The sequence below is a fragment of the Micromonospora sp. NPDC049645 genome (assembly GCF_040675155.1).
Taxonomy (GTDB): domain Bacteria; phylum Actinomycetota; class Actinomycetes; order Mycobacteriales; family Micromonosporaceae; genus Micromonospora.
The window spans coordinates 450,198-467,251 of record NZ_JBFAOI010000001.1 but is presented as its reverse complement, the minus strand read 5'-3'; the positions used below and the strand labels follow the sequence as shown (position 1 = coordinate 467,251).

Annotated in this window: 13 protein-coding genes; 5 read left to right on the top strand and 8 right to left on the bottom strand. The window is 71.8% G+C overall.

What is annotated here, in order from left to right:
• Positions 1–3: 3 nt before the first annotated feature.
• Entirely contained in the window at positions 4–1,344 is a 1,341-nt protein-coding gene (gene hemL / locus AB0J33_RS02275) for a glutamate-1-semialdehyde 2,1-aminomutase (RefSeq protein ID WP_363608966.1), read from the bottom strand.
• Between the two features lie 179 nt (positions 1,345–1,523).
• On the opposite strand from hemL, the gene AB0J33_RS02270 reads away from it, so the two are divergent.
• Positions 1,524–1,859, top strand: coding sequence for an STAS domain-containing protein (locus tag AB0J33_RS02270; RefSeq protein ID WP_007454492.1), 336 nt, complete (start codon positions 1,524–1,526; stop codon positions 1,857–1,859).
• A 13-nt stretch (positions 1,860–1,872) separates the two neighbouring features.
• On the opposite strand, the gene AB0J33_RS02265 is transcribed toward AB0J33_RS02270, so the two are convergent.
• Both AB0J33_RS02265 and AB0J33_RS02260 read right to left on the bottom strand, forming a co-directional pair.
• On the bottom strand, positions 1,873–2,427 hold the full coding sequence (locus tag AB0J33_RS02265; protein WP_363608963.1) for a response regulator: 555 nt from the start codon (positions 2,425–2,427) through the stop codon (positions 1,873–1,875).
• Positions 2,424–6,791, bottom strand: a complete 4,368-nt coding sequence (locus tag AB0J33_RS02260; protein WP_363608961.1) for a HAMP domain-containing protein — start codon at positions 6,789–6,791, stop codon at positions 2,424–2,426. Before AB0J33_RS02260 ends, AB0J33_RS02265 begins: the two co-directional genes overlap by 4 nt.
• Before the next feature lie 295 nt (positions 6,792–7,086).
• Between AB0J33_RS02260 and AB0J33_RS02255 the strand changes: the two genes are divergently transcribed.
• Entirely contained in the window at positions 7,087–9,159 is a 2,073-nt protein-coding gene (locus tag AB0J33_RS02255) for a SpoIIE family protein phosphatase (protein ID WP_363608959.1), read from the top strand.
• A 48-nt stretch (positions 9,160–9,207) separates the two neighbouring features.
• Entirely contained in the window at positions 9,208–9,639 is a 432-nt protein-coding gene (locus AB0J33_RS02250; RefSeq protein WP_363608957.1) for a hypothetical protein, read from the top strand.
• A gap of 29 nt (positions 9,640–9,668) precedes the next feature.
• On the opposite strand, the gene AB0J33_RS02245 is transcribed toward AB0J33_RS02250, so the two are convergent.
• On the bottom strand, positions 9,669–11,027 hold the full coding sequence (locus tag AB0J33_RS02245) for an FAD-binding oxidoreductase (RefSeq protein ID WP_363608955.1): 1,359 nt from the start codon (positions 11,025–11,027) through the stop codon (positions 9,669–9,671).
• A 96-nt stretch (positions 11,028–11,123) separates the two neighbouring features.
• On the opposite strand from AB0J33_RS02245, the gene AB0J33_RS02240 reads away from it, so the two are divergent.
• Together AB0J33_RS02240 and AB0J33_RS02235 are read left to right on the top strand one after the other, a co-directional pair.
• Complete coding sequence (locus tag AB0J33_RS02240; RefSeq protein WP_363608953.1) at positions 11,124–13,220, top strand: S9 family peptidase; 2,097 nt, start codon at positions 11,124–11,126, stop codon at positions 13,218–13,220.
• A 93-nt stretch (positions 13,221–13,313) separates the two neighbouring features.
• Positions 13,314–13,499 (top strand): hypothetical protein, encoded by a 186-nt coding sequence (locus AB0J33_RS02235; protein ID WP_363608951.1) that lies wholly within the window; start codon positions 13,314–13,316, stop codon positions 13,497–13,499.
• A 34-nt stretch (positions 13,500–13,533) separates the two neighbouring features.
• Here the strand turns inward: AB0J33_RS02235 and AB0J33_RS02230 are convergent, their stop codons facing one another.
• The 4 genes from AB0J33_RS02230 to AB0J33_RS02215 all read right to left on the bottom strand — a co-directional run bounded on the left by AB0J33_RS02230 (position 13,534) and on the right by AB0J33_RS02215 (position 17,050).
• Positions 13,534–15,054, bottom strand: a complete 1,521-nt coding sequence (locus AB0J33_RS02230) for an FtsX-like permease family protein (protein ID WP_363608949.1) — start codon at positions 15,052–15,054, stop codon at positions 13,534–13,536.
• Positions 15,051–15,752: an ABC transporter ATP-binding protein gene (locus tag AB0J33_RS02225; RefSeq protein WP_363608947.1), complete on the bottom strand. Its 702-nt coding sequence runs from the start codon at positions 15,750–15,752 to the stop codon at positions 15,051–15,053. The genes AB0J33_RS02230 and AB0J33_RS02225 overlap by 4 nt, the downstream gene beginning before the upstream one ends.
• A complete protein-coding gene (locus AB0J33_RS02220; protein ID WP_363608945.1) occupies positions 15,749–16,285 on the bottom strand; it encodes a PadR family transcriptional regulator in 537 nt (178 codons plus the stop codon). The genes AB0J33_RS02225 and AB0J33_RS02220 overlap by 4 nt, the downstream gene beginning before the upstream one ends.
• 186 nt (positions 16,286–16,471) lie before the next feature.
• Complete coding sequence (locus AB0J33_RS02215; RefSeq protein WP_363608943.1) at positions 16,472–17,050, bottom strand: TIGR03086 family metal-binding protein; 579 nt, start codon at positions 17,048–17,050, stop codon at positions 16,472–16,474.
• Positions 17,051–17,054: the final 4 nt, after the last annotated feature.

The window sequence follows — 17,054 nt, the reverse complement described above, 5'->3', positions numbered from 1 at the left end:
TCATTACCCCCCGTGGCCAGCCGCTGCCGCCGCCGCGTTCGCCGCCGTCGGCAGCGCGGCGGCGATGTGCTCCAGAGCGGCGTCGTCGATCGCCGCCGACACGAACCACGACTCGAACGCGCTCGGCGGCAGGTAGACGCCGGCGGCGAGCATCGCGTGGAAGAACGCCTTGAACGCCGGCACCTGCTGGGTGCGCGCGCTGTCGTAGTCGACCACGTCGGCGTCGGTGAAGAAGATCGAGAACATGCTGCCCGCGTACGACAGGCGGTGCGGGACCCCGGCGGCGGCCAACGCGTCGGACGCCAGCTTGCCCACGACGGCGGCCGTCTCGTCGAGGCGCTGGTACAGCGCGTCGTCGGCGAGCCGCAGGGTCGCCAGACCGGCGGCGCAGGCGAGCGGGTTACCGGAGAGCGTGCCGGCCTGGTAGACCGGGCCGGCCGGCGCGAGCCGCGCCATGATGTCCGCCCGCCCGCCGAACGCCGCGGCGGGCAGACCGCCACCCATGACCTTGCCGTACGTCCACAGGTCGGCGTCGGAGGCGTCGAGGCCGTGCCACCCGGCGCGGGAGACCCGGAACCCGGTCATCACCTCGTCCACCACCAGCAGGGCGCCGTGGGCGTGCGCGATCCGGGCGAGCTGCTGGTTGAAGCCGTCGCGGGGGGCCACCACGCCCATGTTGCCGGCGGCGGCCTCGGTGATCACCGCGGCGATGTGCGGGCCCTCGGCGGCGAATGCCTCCTCGACGGCCCGGATGTCGTTGTACGGGAGAACGATCGTCTCGCTGGCCGCCGCGCCGGTCACACCGGGCGAGTCGGGCAGGCCCAGGGTGGCCACGCCGGAGCCGGCGGCGGCGAGCAGCGCGTCGACGTGGCCGTGGTAGCAGCCGGCGAACTTGATGATCTTCGAGCGGCCGGTGAAACCGCGCGCCAGCCGGATCGCCGACATGGTCGCCTCGGTGCCGGAGTTGACCAGGCGGACCTGCTCCACCGGGGTCCGGGCGACGATCTCCGCGGCCAGCTCCACCTCACCGGGGGTGGGCGTGCCGAAGCTGGTGCCCCGGGCCGCCGCGGCCTGGACCGCCTCGACCACCTCCGGGTGGGCGTGCCCGAGGATCAACGGGCCCCAGGAGCAGACCAGGTCGACGTAGCGGCGTCCGTCGGCGTCGTACAGCCACGGGCCCTCGCCACGGACCATGAAACGCGGGGTGCCGCCGACCGCCTGGAAGGCACGCACAGGGGAGTTCACCCCACCCGGCACGATGGCGCGGGCGCGGTCGAACAGGGCCTCGGAGGCCGGCGCGTCGGCTGGGTAGCGGCCGGACCCGGCGGGGAAGATGTCGGTCACGATGCCGCCATTGTGTCAGCGTCGGACGGTCAACCAGCAGCCACCCCGCGGTGGGGTTACCCGGCTCACCCGTGGCCGCCACCGGTCGGCAGCGGCCGACATGGGAGGGGCTGGACCTGGACGGCGACGGCTCGCGGCCTCGACAGGCCGGGTCGCTCGGATCGCGCTAGGCTGACCGGGTGGATCGTGCCGAACTGTCCATCACGCTACACCGGACGGGCGACGAAGCAGTGTTGCGCCTGGCCGGTGAGATCGACATGCTCACGGCGGCGCAGCTCTCCACCGTCGTCAACGAGGTGCTGGCCGACCCCCCTCCCCGGATCGTGCTCGACCTCGGCGGCGTCACCTTCTGTGACTCGCAGGGCCTGGGCACCCTGGTCGTGCTCAGCCGCAAGGCCAGCCACGCGCAGAGCCTGCTGATGCTGACGCACGTGGGCGACTTCCTGATCCGCGTGCTGGACATCACGGGGCTCCGCAGCGCCCTGATGATCCGCAACGACCAGCCCACCGGCTGAGCCGCCCGCCGCCTCAGTCGCTGTTGCCCCAGCGGGCCTGTTCGAGCAGCCGTACCGCCCGGTCGCGGACCTCCGCGTCGTCGGAGCGGAGCAGGGCGGTCGCCTCGTCCACCGCGTCGGTGAGCCTCCGCCACTGCGTGTCGCGCTCCCGGACCAGGTCCGACTGGGTCGCCAACTGCCGGGTCTTCACCCACAGCTCGACGAAGACCGACACCTTGGCCCGAAGCACCCACGGGTCGAACGGCTTGGTCAGGTAGTCCACCGCGCCGACCTGGTATCCCCGCAGGGCGAGCTGGGCGTCCCGGTCGGCGGCGGTGAGGAAGATGATCGGTACGTGCCGGGTGCGTTCCCGGCGCTTGATGTGGCTCGCCGTCTCGAAACCGTCCATGTCCGGCATCTGCGCGTCCAGCAGGATCACCGCGAAGTCGTCCACCAACAGCTGCTTGAGCGCCGCCTCGCCGCTCTCCACCGCCACCGACTGGACCGGCAGCCCCTGGAGGATCGCCTCCAGCGCCGTCAGATTCTGCCGCCGGTCGTCCACGAGCAGCGCCTTGGCCATCTGGGTCACGAAGTCTCCTCGGTCCGGCTGCCGTTGATCCAGGACGACATCAACTCGATCAGATCGTCCAGGTCGACCGGCTTGGTGATGTAGTCGCTGCCCCCGGCGGCGAGCGCCGACTCGCGGTCGCCGGGCATCGCCTTCGCGGTCAGGAAGACCACCGGCAGGTCGGCGAACCGGTGGTTGCGACGAATCTGCCGGGTGGTCTCGTAACCGTCCTGGTCGGGCATCATGGCGTCCATCAGCACGATGTCCACCTCCGGGTGCTCGGCCAGCAGGCGGACACCGTCCGCCCCGTTGTCCGAGTACAGCACGGTCATCCCGTGCAGCTCCAACGCGCTGGTCAAGGCGAAGACGTTGCGGACGTCGTCGTCCACGATCAGCACGGTGGCGCCGTCCAGTTGGCGGGTGGCCGGTGCCTCCGGCCGCTCCGGCAGGAGTTCCAGTGGCGGCATCAGCAGCGACGACGGCAGGCCGGCGCGCTGCGGGGACGGCGGCTGGGGCGCGACCACCGCATCCGGGGCGAGCACCTGCGGCACGAACAGGGTGAAGGTCGAGCCCTGACCCGGTGCGGACGACACGGTGATGGTGCCGCCGATCAGTCGAGCCAGGTCGCGGCTGATCGACAGGCCCAGGCCGGTGCCGCCGTACCGGCGACTGGTGGTGCCGTCGGCCTGCTGGAACGCCTCGAAGATGATCGACAGCTTGTCGTCGGAGATGCCGATCCCGGTGTCGATCACGGTGAACGCGATCACCTGCTGGGCGTTGGTCAACGCCGGCACGTCGAAGACCGCGTTCTCCGCCGCCGGGGCGATCCGCAGCGTCACGGCACCGTTGTCGGTGAACTTCACCGCGTTGGAGAGCAGGTTGCGCAGGATCTGCTGCAACCGCTGCGCGTCGGTCACCAACGCCGGCGGCAGATCCTTGCTCACCCGTACCTGGAAGTCCAGGTTCTTCTCCTCGGCCTGCGGCGCGAACGCCTGCTCGACGAAGCCGCGCAGCTCGGTGAAGCGGATCTCGGTCGGCTCGACGTCCATCCGGCCCGCCTCGATCTTCGACAGGTCGAGGATGTCGTCGATCAGACGCAGCAGGTCGGAACCGGACCCGTGGATGGTCCGGGCGAACTCGATCTGCTTCGGGCTGAGGTTCTGCTCCGAGTTCTCGGCCAGCAGCCGGGCCAGCAGCAGCAACGAGTTCAGTGGCGTACGCAGCTCGTGGCTCATGTTGGCCAGGAACTCCGACTTGTACGCCGACGCCCGGGTCAGCTGCTGCGCCTTCTCCTCCAGGCCCAGCCGCGCCAGCTCGATCTCCCGGTTCTTCGTCTCGATGTTGCCCTTCTGCTCGGACAGCAGCGTGGCCTTCTCCTCCAGTTCGGCGTTGGTGCGCTGCAACTCCGCCGACTGCTCCTGCATCTCGTGCGCCAGCCGCTGCGACTGGGCCAGCAGCTCCTCCGTACGCCGGTTGGCCTGGATGGTGTTGACCGCGATGCCGATGGTGAGCACCAGCCGCTCCAGGAACGACAGGTGCAGCTCGGAGAAGGCCGACACGCTGGCGAACTCGATCACCCCGAGCAGCTCACCCTCGAACAGGACGGGCAGCACCACCAGGTCGGAGGGGGGTGTCTCGGCCAGACCGGACCGCAGGGTGAGCCGACTGTTCGGGGAGGCGCTGACCCGGATCGTGCGACGGGAGAGCGCGGTCTGCCCGACCAGCCCCTCGCCCGGCCCGAAGGTGACGTCGTGCCCGCGTGCCACGTACCCGTACGAGGAGGTCAGCTTGAGCCGCATGCTGCCGTCGGTGTCGTCGGCCAGGAAGAAGGCGCCGAGCTGGGCGTCGACCAGCGGGGTCACCTCCGTCATGATCATGCGGCAGACCTCGCCGAGGTCGCGCTGGCCCTGCAACAGGCCACCGATCCGGGCGAGGTTGGAGTCCAACCAGCCCTGCTCGGCGTTCTTCTTGGTCGTCTCCCGAAGGGTGACGATCATCTGGTTGATGTTGTCCTTCAGCTCGGCGACCTCGCCCTGCGCCTTGACCGCGATCCGCTGGGTCAGGTCGCCGCGGGTCACCGACGTGGACACCTGGGCGATGGCCCGCAACTGGGTGGTCAGCGTCGAGGCGAGCTGGTTGACGTTCTCGGTGAGGTCACGCCACGTACCGGAGACGCCCTTCACCTGGGCCTGGCCGCCGAGCTTGCCCTCGATGCCGACCTCGCGGGCCACCCGGGTCACCTCGTCGGCGAACGACGACAACTGGTCGACCATCGTGTTGACCGTCGACTTCAGCTCCAGGATCTCGCCCTGGGCGTCGACAGTGATCTTCTGCGACAGGTCACCCTTCGCCACGGCGGTGGTCACCGAGGCGATGTTGCGGACCTGGCTGGTCAGGTTGGACGCCATCGAGTTCACGTTGTCGGTCAGATCCCGCCAGGTGCCGGAAACACCCTTCACCTGCGCCTGGCCGCCGAGCTTGCCCTCGGTGCCCACCTCACGGGCCACCCGGGTCACCTCGTCGGCGAACGACGACAGCTGATCCACCATCGTGTTGACCGTCGACTTCAACTCCAGGATCTCGCCCCGCGCGTCCACGGTGATCTTCTGGCTCAGGTCACCCTTCGCCACCGCCGTGGAGACCTGGGCGATGTTGCGCACCTGGGCGGTCAGGTTGGAGGCCATCGAGTTCACGTTGTCGGTCAGGTCCCGCCAGGTGCCGGCGACCCCGCGCACCTGCGCCTGACCGCCCAACTTGCCCTCGGTGCCCACCTCACGGGCCACCCGGGTCACCTCGTCGGCGAACGACGACAGCTGATCCACCATCGTGTTGACCGTCGACTTCAACTCCAGGATCTCGCCCCGCGCGTCCACGGTGATCTTCTGCGACAGGTCACCCTTCGCCACCGCCGTGGTCACCGAGGCGATGTTGCGGACCTGGCTGGTCAGGTTCGACGCCATCGAGTTCACGTTGTCGGTCAGGTCCCGCCAGGTGCCGGAAACCCCCTTCACCTGCGCCTGACCGCCCAGGTTGCCCTCGGTGCCCACCTCACGGGCCACCCGCGTCACCTCGTCGGCGAACGACGACAGCTGATCCACCATCGTGTTGACGGTGTTCTTCAGCTCCAGGATCTCGCCCTGGGCATCGACAGTGATCTTCTGCGACAGGTCACCCTTCGCGACCGCCGTGGAGACCTGGGAGATGTTGCGGACCTGGCTGGTGAGGTTGCCGGCGAGCTGGTTGACGTTCTCGGTGAGGTCGCGCCAGGTGCCGGAGACGCCGCGCACCTGGGCCTGGCCGCCCAGCTTGCCCTCGATGCCCACCTCACGGGCCACCCGGGTCACCTCGTCGGCGAACGACGACAGCTGATCCACCATCGTGTTGACGGTGTCCTTCAGCTCCAGGATCTCGCCCTGCGCCGCCACGGTGATCTTCTGCGACAGGTCGCCGCGCGCCACCGCCGTGGAGACCTGGGCGATGTTACGGACCTGGGCGGTCAGGTTCGACGCCATCGAGTTGACGCTGTCGGTGAGGTCCTTCCAGGTGCCCGCCACGTTCGGCACCTCGGCCTGGCCACCCAGCTTGCCCTCGGTGCCCACCTCGCGGGCCACCCGGGTCACCTGCTCGGCGAAGAGCCGCAGCGTGTCGGTGAGGTAGTTCATCGTTGCCGCCAGCTCGGCGACCTCACCACGCGCGCCGACCGTGATCTTCTGCGACAGGTCGCCCTTGGCCACCGCTGTCGCGACCTGGGAGATCGACCGCACCTGGCCGGTCAGGTTCGACGCCATGGTGTTCACCGAGTCGGTGAGGTCCTTCCAGGTGCCGGCGACGCCCCTCACGTCCGCCTGGCCGCCCAACTTGCCCTCGGTGCCCACCTCACGGGCCACCCGGGTCACCTCGTTGGAGAACGACGACAGCTGGTCGACCATCGTGTTCACGGTGCGCCCGATGCGCAGGTACTCACCGCGCAGCGGCCGGCCGTCGATCTCCAACGCCATGTGCTGGGACAGGTCACCGTCGGCGACCGCCACGATCACCCGGGCGATCTCGGTGGTGGGTCGACCCAGGTCGTCGATCAGCGAGTTGATCGCCCGCTGCCCCTCCGCCCAGGAGCCGTCCAGCCCCTCGTCGTCGAGCCGCTCGGTGAGCCGGCCGTCGCGACCGACGATCCGGCTGATCCGCCGCAGGTCCAGATACTGCCGTTCCTGGAGCGAGACCACCTCGTTGAAGGCGTCCGCCACCTCACCGGCCGCACCGGCGCGGCGGGGAAGCCGGACCTTCAGGTCACCGCGACCGATCCGTCGCAGTGCCTCGGTCAACTCACCGAGGAGCGCCTCGTGGTCGGGCGCGGACGGATCCGCCACCGACTGCTTCGCCGTGGTCATCATTCCTCGCTCAACTCGGGGGCGCCGGTCCGTGCGGACACACCGGCACCCCATATTGTGCCCGCGAGCGCCGTGGTGCCAGGGTGCGCGACCCGCGAGTAGGCATCGATCGGCTGTCGACCCACCCGATCGTTACCGGGCCGGCACACCGGGCCGCAAACCTCGCCCCGATCCCGTACCCGTCGATTCGACGCGCCCGGACCGCGCGCTGCCAGCGGTGCCGCCTGAGCGACGCGACAGCCCGCGATCGGTGATCAGCTTGGCACCCGGTAGGGAGACGGTGGAGGATACGAGGGTGTCAGCCGAGGCGGGGCCCGCGACGGCCGGGGCGCGGGACGGGGCCGTCCGGCGGGTCCGGCTGCCCGCGGACCGCCGTACGCCGGCCGCCGCCCGCGCGGTGGTCCGCTCGGTGTTGACCGAGTCACATCTCGACGAGCTGGCCAACGAAGCGCTGCTGCTCACCACCGAACTGACCACCAACGCCGTCGAGCACGCCCGCACCGAGCTGGACATCGAGGTCGTCGCCGACGAGATCGGGCTGACCGTCACCGTCTCCGACTTCGCCCCCGGCTCGGGCGACGAGCTGACCGTCGGCGCCCGCAACGACTCCACCGAGATCAACGAGGTCTCCGTGCGGGGCCGCGGCCTCCTCCTGGTCGACCACTTCGCCAGCCGCTGGGGCACCACCTACCTGCCCACCGGAAAGGGCGTCTGGTTCCGGCTGGACCGCCCCGGCGTCGACCCGAACCTAACGAGCACCATCGGCGAGTCGGCACCGGCCAACGCCGGCCCGCAGACGAGCACCGACCGGTCCGCGCCGAGCGCCAGCGCCATGAGCGAACTCATGCAGACCGCCCCCGACCTGTACGGGGACGACCCGTTGCCCGACTTCGCCACCAGCCTGCTCAGCCGGGTCGCCGAGATGGTGGGCGCGGCCGGCGGCACGATCCGGCTGGACCGGGGCGACGGGCAGGGCCGTCAGGTGCTGGCCCGGTTCGGTCGGCCGCCCCGCCCCGGCAGCGACCTGCTCCGGGTGCCGCTGACGGTGCACCGCCCGTACGCCGGGGAGTTGGAGCTGGACGCCGCGCCGTCGGCGTACGCCCGACCGTTGGCGGTGCTCACCGCCGAGCGGCTGTCGCTGCACCTGGAAAATGACCGGTTACGCCGGACCGACGTGCGCCGGCAGGTGTGGTTGACGTTCCTGGCCGAGGCGAGCGAGCTGCTGGCCCAGTCGTTGGACGTCGACCTGACCATGGCGCTGGTGCCGCAGCTGGTGGTGCCACGGCTCGGTCAGTGGTGCGCGGTACACACCACCGACGAGTGGGGCCGGCTCCGGCTGGCGGCGGCCAGCCACGCCGACGAGTCGATGCTTCCGCAGTTGCACAAGGTGCTGGCGGAGACCGGTCCGGATTCGGTCCAGGCCCGCCTGCGCGAGGCGTCCCGCAGCGCCGCGCAGATCCCGCTGGGCGGGCCGATGGAGGGTTTCGCGGTCCCGCTGATCGCCCGCGGGCAGCGGCTCGGCACCCTGGCGGTGGGACGGCACCAACGGCACCGGCACGACCCGGACGAGGTGGCCGTGCTGGAGGACGTGGCCCGGCGGGCCGCGCTGGCCATCGAGAACGCCCGGATCCACGCCGAGCGCCGGCGCGTGGCGCAGACGCTCCAGCAGTCTCTGCTGCCGCCGGTGCTGCCGGTGGTGGACGGGATCGGTTTCGCCGCCGAGTACGTCCCGACCGGCGACCACGCCGAGGTGGGCGGCGACTTCTACGACGTGGTGCCGTTGCCCGACGGGCGCTGGCTGGTGGTGATCGGTGACGTCTCGGGCAAGGGTGTCCAGGCCGCCGCGGTGACCGGTCTGGTCCGGGACGTGATCCGGGTGCTGGTCGGCGACGGCAAACCGCTGCCGGAGGCGTTGGCCCGGCTCAACGAGACGCTTGTCGAACGCGGTGGGGGCCGTTACTGCACGCTGGCGTTGGCGGCGGTCGGGGCGGGCGAGGGCGGCCGGTTGGCCGTGTCGCTGCACCTTGCCGGGCACGACCGACCGGTGTTGCTGCCGGCGGGTGGCGGCGCCGAGTTCGTCGGCACCGGCGGCACCGCGCTCGGCCTGCTCGACACGATCACCTCGCCGACGGCGGAGATCACCCTCGCCCCGGGCGACTCGCTGATCTTCTACACCGATGGCGTCACCGAACGGCGGCGCGGTCGGGAGTTGTTCGGCACCGATCGGCTGCGGGACGCCGCCGCGCCGCTGGCCGGATACTCCGCCGACGTGGTGGCCGCCCGGTTGCGCGCCGCGGCGATCAACTTCTCGGTGGAGCCACCCCGGGACGACATCGCCGTGCTGGTGCTCCGCAACGACGCGACCTGACCGCTGAGCGGCCCCCGGGTTTCGGGTCAGCTCGGTAGATTGACGCTCATGTCGAGCGTCGCGCAGGTCTCGTCGTACTCCCGACCACTGGTCCGTGTACTGGTCGTCGCGCAGCTCGCGGCGCTCGGCGCGTTCCTCGTCGTGCTGCTGCTCTACCTGGCTCGGATGGCGACCGCCGGCGTCGGCCCGGCGGAGATGCTGACCGGCGCGTACGACCCGAAGGATGTGGTTCCGTTCGGGATGGACGGGCTGAACCCGTTCTTCTGGCTCTATGGCCTGATCGGGATGCTCTACGTGGCGGGTGCGCTGCTCGGGCTGCCGTTGGCGATCGTCGCGCTGGCGCTGGCCGCTCGGGAACGCGAGGCCATGCCGAGGGTGACCCGGGCGATGCTGTTGACCGGCGCGGTGGGCGGCCTACTGGTGCTTGCCGCCCGGTTCACCCCGCCGCTGCTGGACATGCACCGGTGGTGGATGGACTGACCGGGCCGGCCTTGTCAGCGGCCCCGGCCTCACAGGCCGCCGGGGAGCCGCCCGGGCGCGAGCCGGTGCTCCGGGTCCAGGTGTCGCTTCGCGGCCCGCAACTGGGCCAGACCGGCCAGCTCGCCCCAGAGGTCGACGGCCTGGCGGACCGCCGCCGGAGCGGAGACCACCACGCAGCGGCCCTGTCGAGCCAGCAGCACCCCCCGGACGGCGGCCAGGATGGACGCCACCCGGGCGGGCGCCAGCGTTCCGGGCAGCGCGGCGTGCACCACGCCCAGCCCGGCGGACCCGCGCACCGGCACCGGCGCGCCGGCCGCGTCGCGCAGGGCGTAGACGGCGGCGTGCAGATCGCCGATCGGCACCTCCAGGCGTAGCGCCGTGTCGCCGGGCGCGAACGGGTAGCGGCGCCACCACGTCGGCGCGGAGTGGGCGATGGTGGCCTCGCCGTGCAGCAGACCGACCAGCCGCTCGGCCCGCTCGGTGACGTCGGCCGGGCCGCCCTCCAGGAGCACCACCAGGCTGCCGGCCCGGGACGGGGCGCCGGATCGGCCGGACATCGACGGGTGACGTTCCCGGGCGGTGGCCGCCGGGTGGCCGGGCGGGTACGGCGTACGTGGCCGGGGGGTGCCGCCGGGCAGGTCCAGCTCGATGGCCGACGGCTCCAGCCGGGCGGCGAGGATCGACCGGACCAGGTCGTGCACCTCCAACGGTGTCCACACCGGGCGGGACACCCAGAGCCTGCTCGCCGGCACCGGCTGCACCCGCAGGCTCGCCGAGACCAGCACGCCGAGCGCGCCCTGGGAGCCGCAGAGCAGGCGGGCCAGGTCGAGGCCGGGCGCGCCACCACCGACGCTGATCAGCTCACCGTCGGCGGCGAGGTAACGCACGCCGAGCAGTTGGTCGCAGGGGCTGCCGTGCCGGTGACGCAGCGGGCCGGACTCGCCGGCCGCGAGCACCCCGCCCAGGGTCGCGCCGGGCGACGGGGCATCCATCGCGAGTCGCTGGCCGGTGCGCTCCAGTGTGGCCTGCACCGCCCGCAGCGGCGTGCCGGCGCCCACGTCGGTCACCAGCGCGTCGACCGGCTCGTGACCGATGCCGGCCAGCCGGCCGGTGTCGAGCAAAATATCGACCTGCACGGGGGTGGCGCCCCAGTCGATCTTCGTGCCCGCGCCTCGGGGCACCACCGCCAGGTCGTGCACGGCGGCCAGCCGCAGCACCTCGGCGGCGGCGGCCGGGCCGCCCGGAACGGCCACCCAGCGCGCCGGCCGCCCCGCCACCTCGTCGGCGGGCCCGGCCAGCCGGGAGAACGGTGGACCGCAGATCGCCGCCAACCGCCGGGTGATCTCGAGGGCTCCGGACCGGCCGAGGGAACTCGCTGCTGCCGCCATGCCGGCCATCGTACATGTGTACGAAAGTCGTGGTGGCGAGTATCGGGATGCCGCTGGTCCGGCACACCACGGCTGCCGGCCGGTAACGTGGCCGCCGTGACCACCGAGACTGCCCCGCCCGCGGCGAAGCGGGTGCCCAGCGAGCGCACCCACCACGGCGACACGGTCGTCGACGAGTACGCCTGGCTCGCCGCCAAGGACGACCCGGAGACGATCGCCTACCTGACCGCCGAGAACGACTACACCGACGCGCGTACGGCACACCTGGCCGAGTTGCGCGCCGACCTGTTCGAGGAGACCCGCCGGCGTACCCAGGAGACCGACCTGTCCGTGCCGACCCGCAAGGGCGGGCACTGGTACTACACCCGGACGGTCGAGGGGCAGCAGTACGGGGTGCAGTGCCGGCGCGCGGTCCGCGACGGCGAGACCGATCCGCCGATCAGCGCGGACGGCGCCCCACTCGACGGCGAGGAGGTGCTGCTCGACGGCAACCTGCTGGCCGAGGGGCACGACTTCTTCTCGCTCGGCGCGTTCGACGTCAGCCCGGACGGTCGCTGGCTGGCCTACTCCACCGACTTCTCCGGCGACGAGCGGTTCACCCTGCGGGTGAAGGACCTGACCACCGGCGAGCTGCTGCCGGACGAGATCCCGGACACGTTCTACGGCACCGCCTGGTCGACCGACGCCTCGGTGCTGTTCTACGTGACGGTGGACGACGCCTGGCGGCCGAACCGGGTCTGGCGGCACACCGTCGGCTCCGCCGCGGCCGACGACGTGGTGGTCCACCAGGAGGACGACGAGCGGTTCTGGGTGGGCGTGGAGCTGACCCGGTCGGAGAAGTTCGTCCTCATCGACATCCACAGCAAGGTGACCAGCGAGGTGCTGGTGATTCCCGCCGGCAACCCGACCGGCGCACCGGCCGTGATCGCTCCTCGGCGGCAGGGCGTCGAATACGCGGTGGAGCACCACGGCCACCGTTTCCTGATCCTGCACAACGACGGCGCGGAGGACTTCGCGCTCGCGTTCACCTCGGCGGACGCGCCGGGCGACTGGGTGCCGCTGATCGAGCACACCCCCGGCACCCGGCTGGAGGCCGTCGACGCCTTCGCCAACCACCTGGTGGTGTCGCTGCGCACCGAGGGGCTGACCGGGCTGCGGGTGCTGCCGGTGGGCAGCGACGACACGTACGACATCGACTTTCCCGAGCCGCTGTACAGCGTCGGCCTGGACGCCAACCCGGAGTACCGCACCGGGCGGGTCCGGCTGCGCTACTCCTCGCTGATAACGCCCGACTCGGTTTACGACTACGACCTGGTCACCCGGCAGATGGTGCTGCTCAAGCAGAAGCCCGTACTGCCCGGGCCGGACGGTCGGCCGTACGACCCGGCCGAGTACGAGCAGCACCGGGACTGGGCGCTCGCCGACGACGGCACCCGGGTGCCGATCTCGCTGGTCTGCCGCGTCGGCACCCCCCGGGACGGCTCGGCGCCCTGCGAGCTGTACGGCTACGGCTCGTACGAGGCCAGCATGGACCCGTGGTTCTCGGTGGCCCGACTGTCCCTGCTGGACCGGGGCGTGGTCTTCGCGGTGGCACACATCCGGGGCGGTGGTGAGCTGGGTCGCCGGTGGTACGACCAGGGCAAGCTGCTGGCCAAGAAGAACACCTTCACCGACTTCGTGGCCTGCGCCCGACACCTCGTCAAGGCCGGCTGGACGGCCAGCGACCGGCTGGTCGCCCGGGGCGCCTCGGCCGGCGGGCTGCTGATGGGCGCGGTGGCCAACCTCGCGCCCGACGCGTTCACCGGGATCGTGGCGCAGGTGCCGTTCGTGGACGCGCTCACCTCGATCCTCGACCCGTCGCTGCCGCTGACCGTCACCGAGTGGGAGGAGTGGGGCAACCCGCTCGACGACCCCGAGGTGTACGCGTACATGAAGTCCTACACGCCGTACGAGAACGTCGCCGCCGTGGACTACCCGGCGATCCTCGCGGTGACCAGCCTGAACGACACCCGGGTGCTCTACTCGGAGCCGGCGAAGTGGATCGCCCGGCTGCGGGCGGTCGCCCCGGGCGGCGACTACCTGCTCAAGACCGAGATGGGTGCCGGGCACGGCGGCCCGAGTGGCCGCTACGACTCGTGGCGGGAGGAGGCGTTCATCAACGCCTGGATCCTGGACCGCATCGGCCGCGCCTGACCGTCGGGCCAGGCCGGGTGTGCGTGGGCGTTCCGCGCCGCACGGCCTGGCCCTTTCCGACTCGCGCCGGTTGTCGCGGCCTAGACTTCCGGGGTGACCGGGGCTACGGATGGTGACGGCGAGGCGGCCGGAGACGTCCGCCGACCGAGCGTGGCGGCGGTGGCGCGGGACCGTCGGGTCTGGCTGATCCTCGCCGTGGTCGCCGGCCTCCTGGTCTGCTGTTGCTCGGCGGTGGTCGGCGCGCTGATCGCGTTCTCCTCCGGCCTGCTCAGCGCCTGACCTGGCCGGGGCGGATCGTGGCGAAGACCTCGGTTCAGGTCGTCCGCAGCTCGTCCAGGGCGGTGCTGGCGCGCAGGAAGAGCAGCCCGACACCGACCGTCACCAGCACCGCCGCCAACGCGCCGGCACCGAGCCAGGCCAGGTGTTCCAGGGGTACCGGGACGGCTCGCCGCACGTCAGGGATCTGCACGATCCGGGTGTACTGCCCGCGGGTGGCCGGGTTGTCGCAGAGCGCCGCCGTGGCCTCGCAGACCTCCGTCGACGAGACGCCCGTCGACACCTCCGCGGCGAGCCCTCGACCGAGCAGCGTGCCCACGGTGAGCGCGAGCAGGATCGCCGGCACCGCCGGGGCCAACGCCTGCCAGGCCACCGACCGGCTCAGCGTGGCGCGGGGCACTCCGGTGGCGACCAGCGCGGCGTAGGCGCGTCGGCGGGCGACGATCCCCTCGACCAACGCGACGATCAGCCCGCCCGTCGCGATCAGGATGGCCACGGCCACCGCGCCGTCGACAAGGTCCATCGTGGACAGGTAGAAGGGGTTGGCGCCGACGTCACCGCCGGCGAGGCGGCTCTGCTCCCGTTCGAGCTGGTCCTTCGTGGCGAAGTAGGCGCGCTGGGCGGCTGCGCCCCCGCCGAAGATCAGGGTGGCGAGCAGCGCGGCGAAGGTGCGGCTGCCCGCCCACGGATCGGCCATCAGCCGACCCGCCGCGAGCAGGGCCGCGGGACGGCGGGCGTACCGACGCAGCAACAGCCCGCAGCGGTACGAGATCCAGCCGGTGCCGATCACCACGCCGATCACCGCTGCCATCGCACCCGCCGCGAACAGCAGCGGCACCAGCCAGTCCCACTCCCCGGTGTCGTCGAACCGGAATATCACCGAACGGATCACCGCGAACGAGACCACACCGAACCCGATCAGGAGCCCGGCCCACGGGCCCGGACCGCGCTCGCGGGCGGCCTTGCGACTCACCCCGAGCGGGCTGGTGGTGACCGTACGCAGCATCAGGGCGGTGGCCAGGGCCGCGACGATCGGCAGACCCAGCACCACGCCGGCCAACGCGCCGGCCGACGGCAACACGTCGGTGGGCAGCGCCAGTTGACCCCGCGCGTCCGGTCGGTGCAGCAGATCGCGGCCGACCAGGTAGGCGGCCAGCCCGACGAGCGTGCCGAGCACGGCGGCCACCCCGGTCTCCAGCACCACCAGTCGGGTGACCTGCCCGGGAGTCGCGCCGGCAAGTCGGAGGGCGGCCAACCGGCGGTCCCGGGCCGGCGCGCCGAGCCGGGCACACTGACCGGCGAGCGCCAGCACCGGGACCATCAGCATCAACAACGCGAACGCCGTCCCGCCACGCAGGCCGGGCTCGCGCAGCAGCGCGTTGCGGTACTGCTCCGACTGGGCCCAGGCGTCACCGGCGGGCTTCTCGATGGCCAACACCGTCAGCGCCGCGAGCCCGGCAAGGGTCGCCAGCAGGGCGCTGAGCGCGGTGAGCACCACCCGCGCGGTGTCGGTGCGGGTGCCGGCGAGCGCGAGGCGGACCAGGGTCGTCGGTCTCACCGGGCACCGCCGGCCAGCGGCACGTCGAGCCCCAGGCCGGTGTGGTCCACCAGGCCGTCGCGCAGCACGATCTCCCGATCGGCGTACGCGGCGATCCGCGGCTCGTGCGTGACCAGCACGACGGCGGTGCGCTGCTCACGGGCGAGCCGGACCAGCTGGGTGAGGACCTGCTCGCCGGTGAGCGTGTCCAGCGCGCCGGTCGGCTCGTCGGCGAAGAGCACCCGAGGCTCGGTGACCAACGCCCGCGCCGTGGCGCACCGCTGCTGCTGGCCGCCGGACATCTCACCCGGCCGGACGTCGGCCACCTCGGCCACCCCGAACCGTTCCAGCCAGGTGAGCGCCGCCGTCCGCGCCTCTCGCCGCCCCGTGCCGGCGAGGAGCAGGGGTAGTGCGACGTTCTCCGCGGCGGTCAGCTCGGCGACCAGTTGACCGAACTGGAACAGCACCCCGAACTCGGTGCGCCGCAGCCGGGACCGGGCCGCCTCCGACCAGGTGTCGATGCGGTGCCCACGCCAACTGACCTCGCCGGCGTCCGGTCGGAGGATTCCGGCGAGGCAGTGCAGCAGGGTCGACTTGCCGCAGCCACTCGGCCCGGTGACGGCGATGATCTCGCCTTCGGCCAGGTCGAGTGTCACGCCGCGCAGAGCGGGTGTCGGGCCGTACGCCCGAACCACCCCGCGAGCCTGGAGTTGCGTCACGGATGCACCTCCCGGTGCCAGTCGGCGACCCGGCCCAGGGTGGCGTGCAGCCACCGCAGGTCCGCGTCGAGGTGGGCGATCGCGAAGTCGGCCGCGACCACATCGCTGAGGGTGGCGGACTGGTCGGCCTTGACCGCGGTCAGCTCACGCAGTCGGGCGGTGTGCGCGGCACGCTGGGCGATCAGGTACGACCGGGCCCGGTCGACGTCGGCCACCAGGAGCGCCACCACGACCTTGGCGAAGAGCGTGCTCGCCACGTACGGCATGGGCGGCTCCACCGTGGACAACCACTGGTCCAGCGCGTCCCGCCCCTGGTCGGTCAGCGCGTACGCCGTGCGGTCCGGCCCGGCCACGCGGTCCTGCCCGGCGGTCGCCACCAGACCGTCGCGTTCCAGGCGGCCGAGGGTGGCGTACACCTGCCCGAAGGCCAGCGGCCGGGCCCGGGGCAGCCGCTCGTCGTGCGCACGCTTCAGCTCGTAACCGTGTCGGCTGCCCCCGGCGAGCAGCCCGAGCAGAACATGCGGCGTGGACACCCCGCCACTATTCACCCAGCGAATACCAGAGTCAACAACCCCCGCCCCACCCCGACCACCGACCCCCCATCCCACTCAGCCCGGTTGATCACGAAGTTATTGCGCAGACACGCCGAGATCGATGGCAATAACTTCATGATCAACCGGGAGTGGGACGGAGGAAGGGGGTAGAGGGGCTGGGAGGGTTCAGGGGGTTTGGGGCCAGGTGGGGGTGCGGCCGGTCTGGGTCAGCAGGTGGGCCAGGTCGGGAGTGGGTGATTCGGTAATGGTGGCTGGCGGGTCGGCGAAGACGCCCATCTTGCGGGCGTTGGGGCCCAACTGCTCCACCAGCGCGTGCAGCTCGGCCACCGCCTCCGGGGCCGGGTGGTACGGCTGGCCGGTGGCGACCGCGAGGTCCCAGCCGTGCACGGTCAGGTCCAGTAGGGCCATCCCGCCGATAACCGACTGCGGCAGCCCCATGCCCGGCGACACGCCCTCCAGCGTGGACGGATCCGACCAGGCGGCGACCAGCCGGCCGGTCTCCACCTCGAACCGGTCCCGCCAGCCGTCGCCCAAGTGGTCGGGTTTCTCCGCCCACTCCACCTGCCGCTTCTCGGCCAGCTCCTGGAAATTGACGACCACCTGGAAGAGGTGATTGAGCAGATCGCGGACCAGGTAGTCGCGGCACGGCGTGGGCAGGTCGAGCTGGTCGTCGGAGATGCCGCGCACCACGTCGACGGTTCGCGGGGCGGCAGCGGCCAGCAAATCGCTAGTCTGAGTGGACATGGGG

Excerpts from the sequence above, each read along its gene's own strand:
- AB0J33_RS02215 (WP_363608943.1), bottom strand. The coding sequence starts at position 17,050 with ATGTCCACTCAGACTAGCGATTTGCTGGCCGCTGCCGCCCCGCGAACC.
- AB0J33_RS02245 (WP_363608955.1), bottom strand. The coding sequence starts at position 11,027 with ATGGCGGCAGCAGCGAGTTCCCTCGGCCGGTCCGGAGCCCTCGAGATC.
- AB0J33_RS02250 (WP_363608957.1), top strand. The coding sequence starts at position 9,208 with ATGTCGAGCGTCGCGCAGGTCTCGTCGTACTCCCGACCACTGGTCCGT.
- AB0J33_RS02260 (WP_363608961.1), bottom strand. The coding sequence starts at position 6,791 with ATGACCACGGCGAAGCAGTCGGTGGCGGATCCGTCCGCGCCCGACCAC.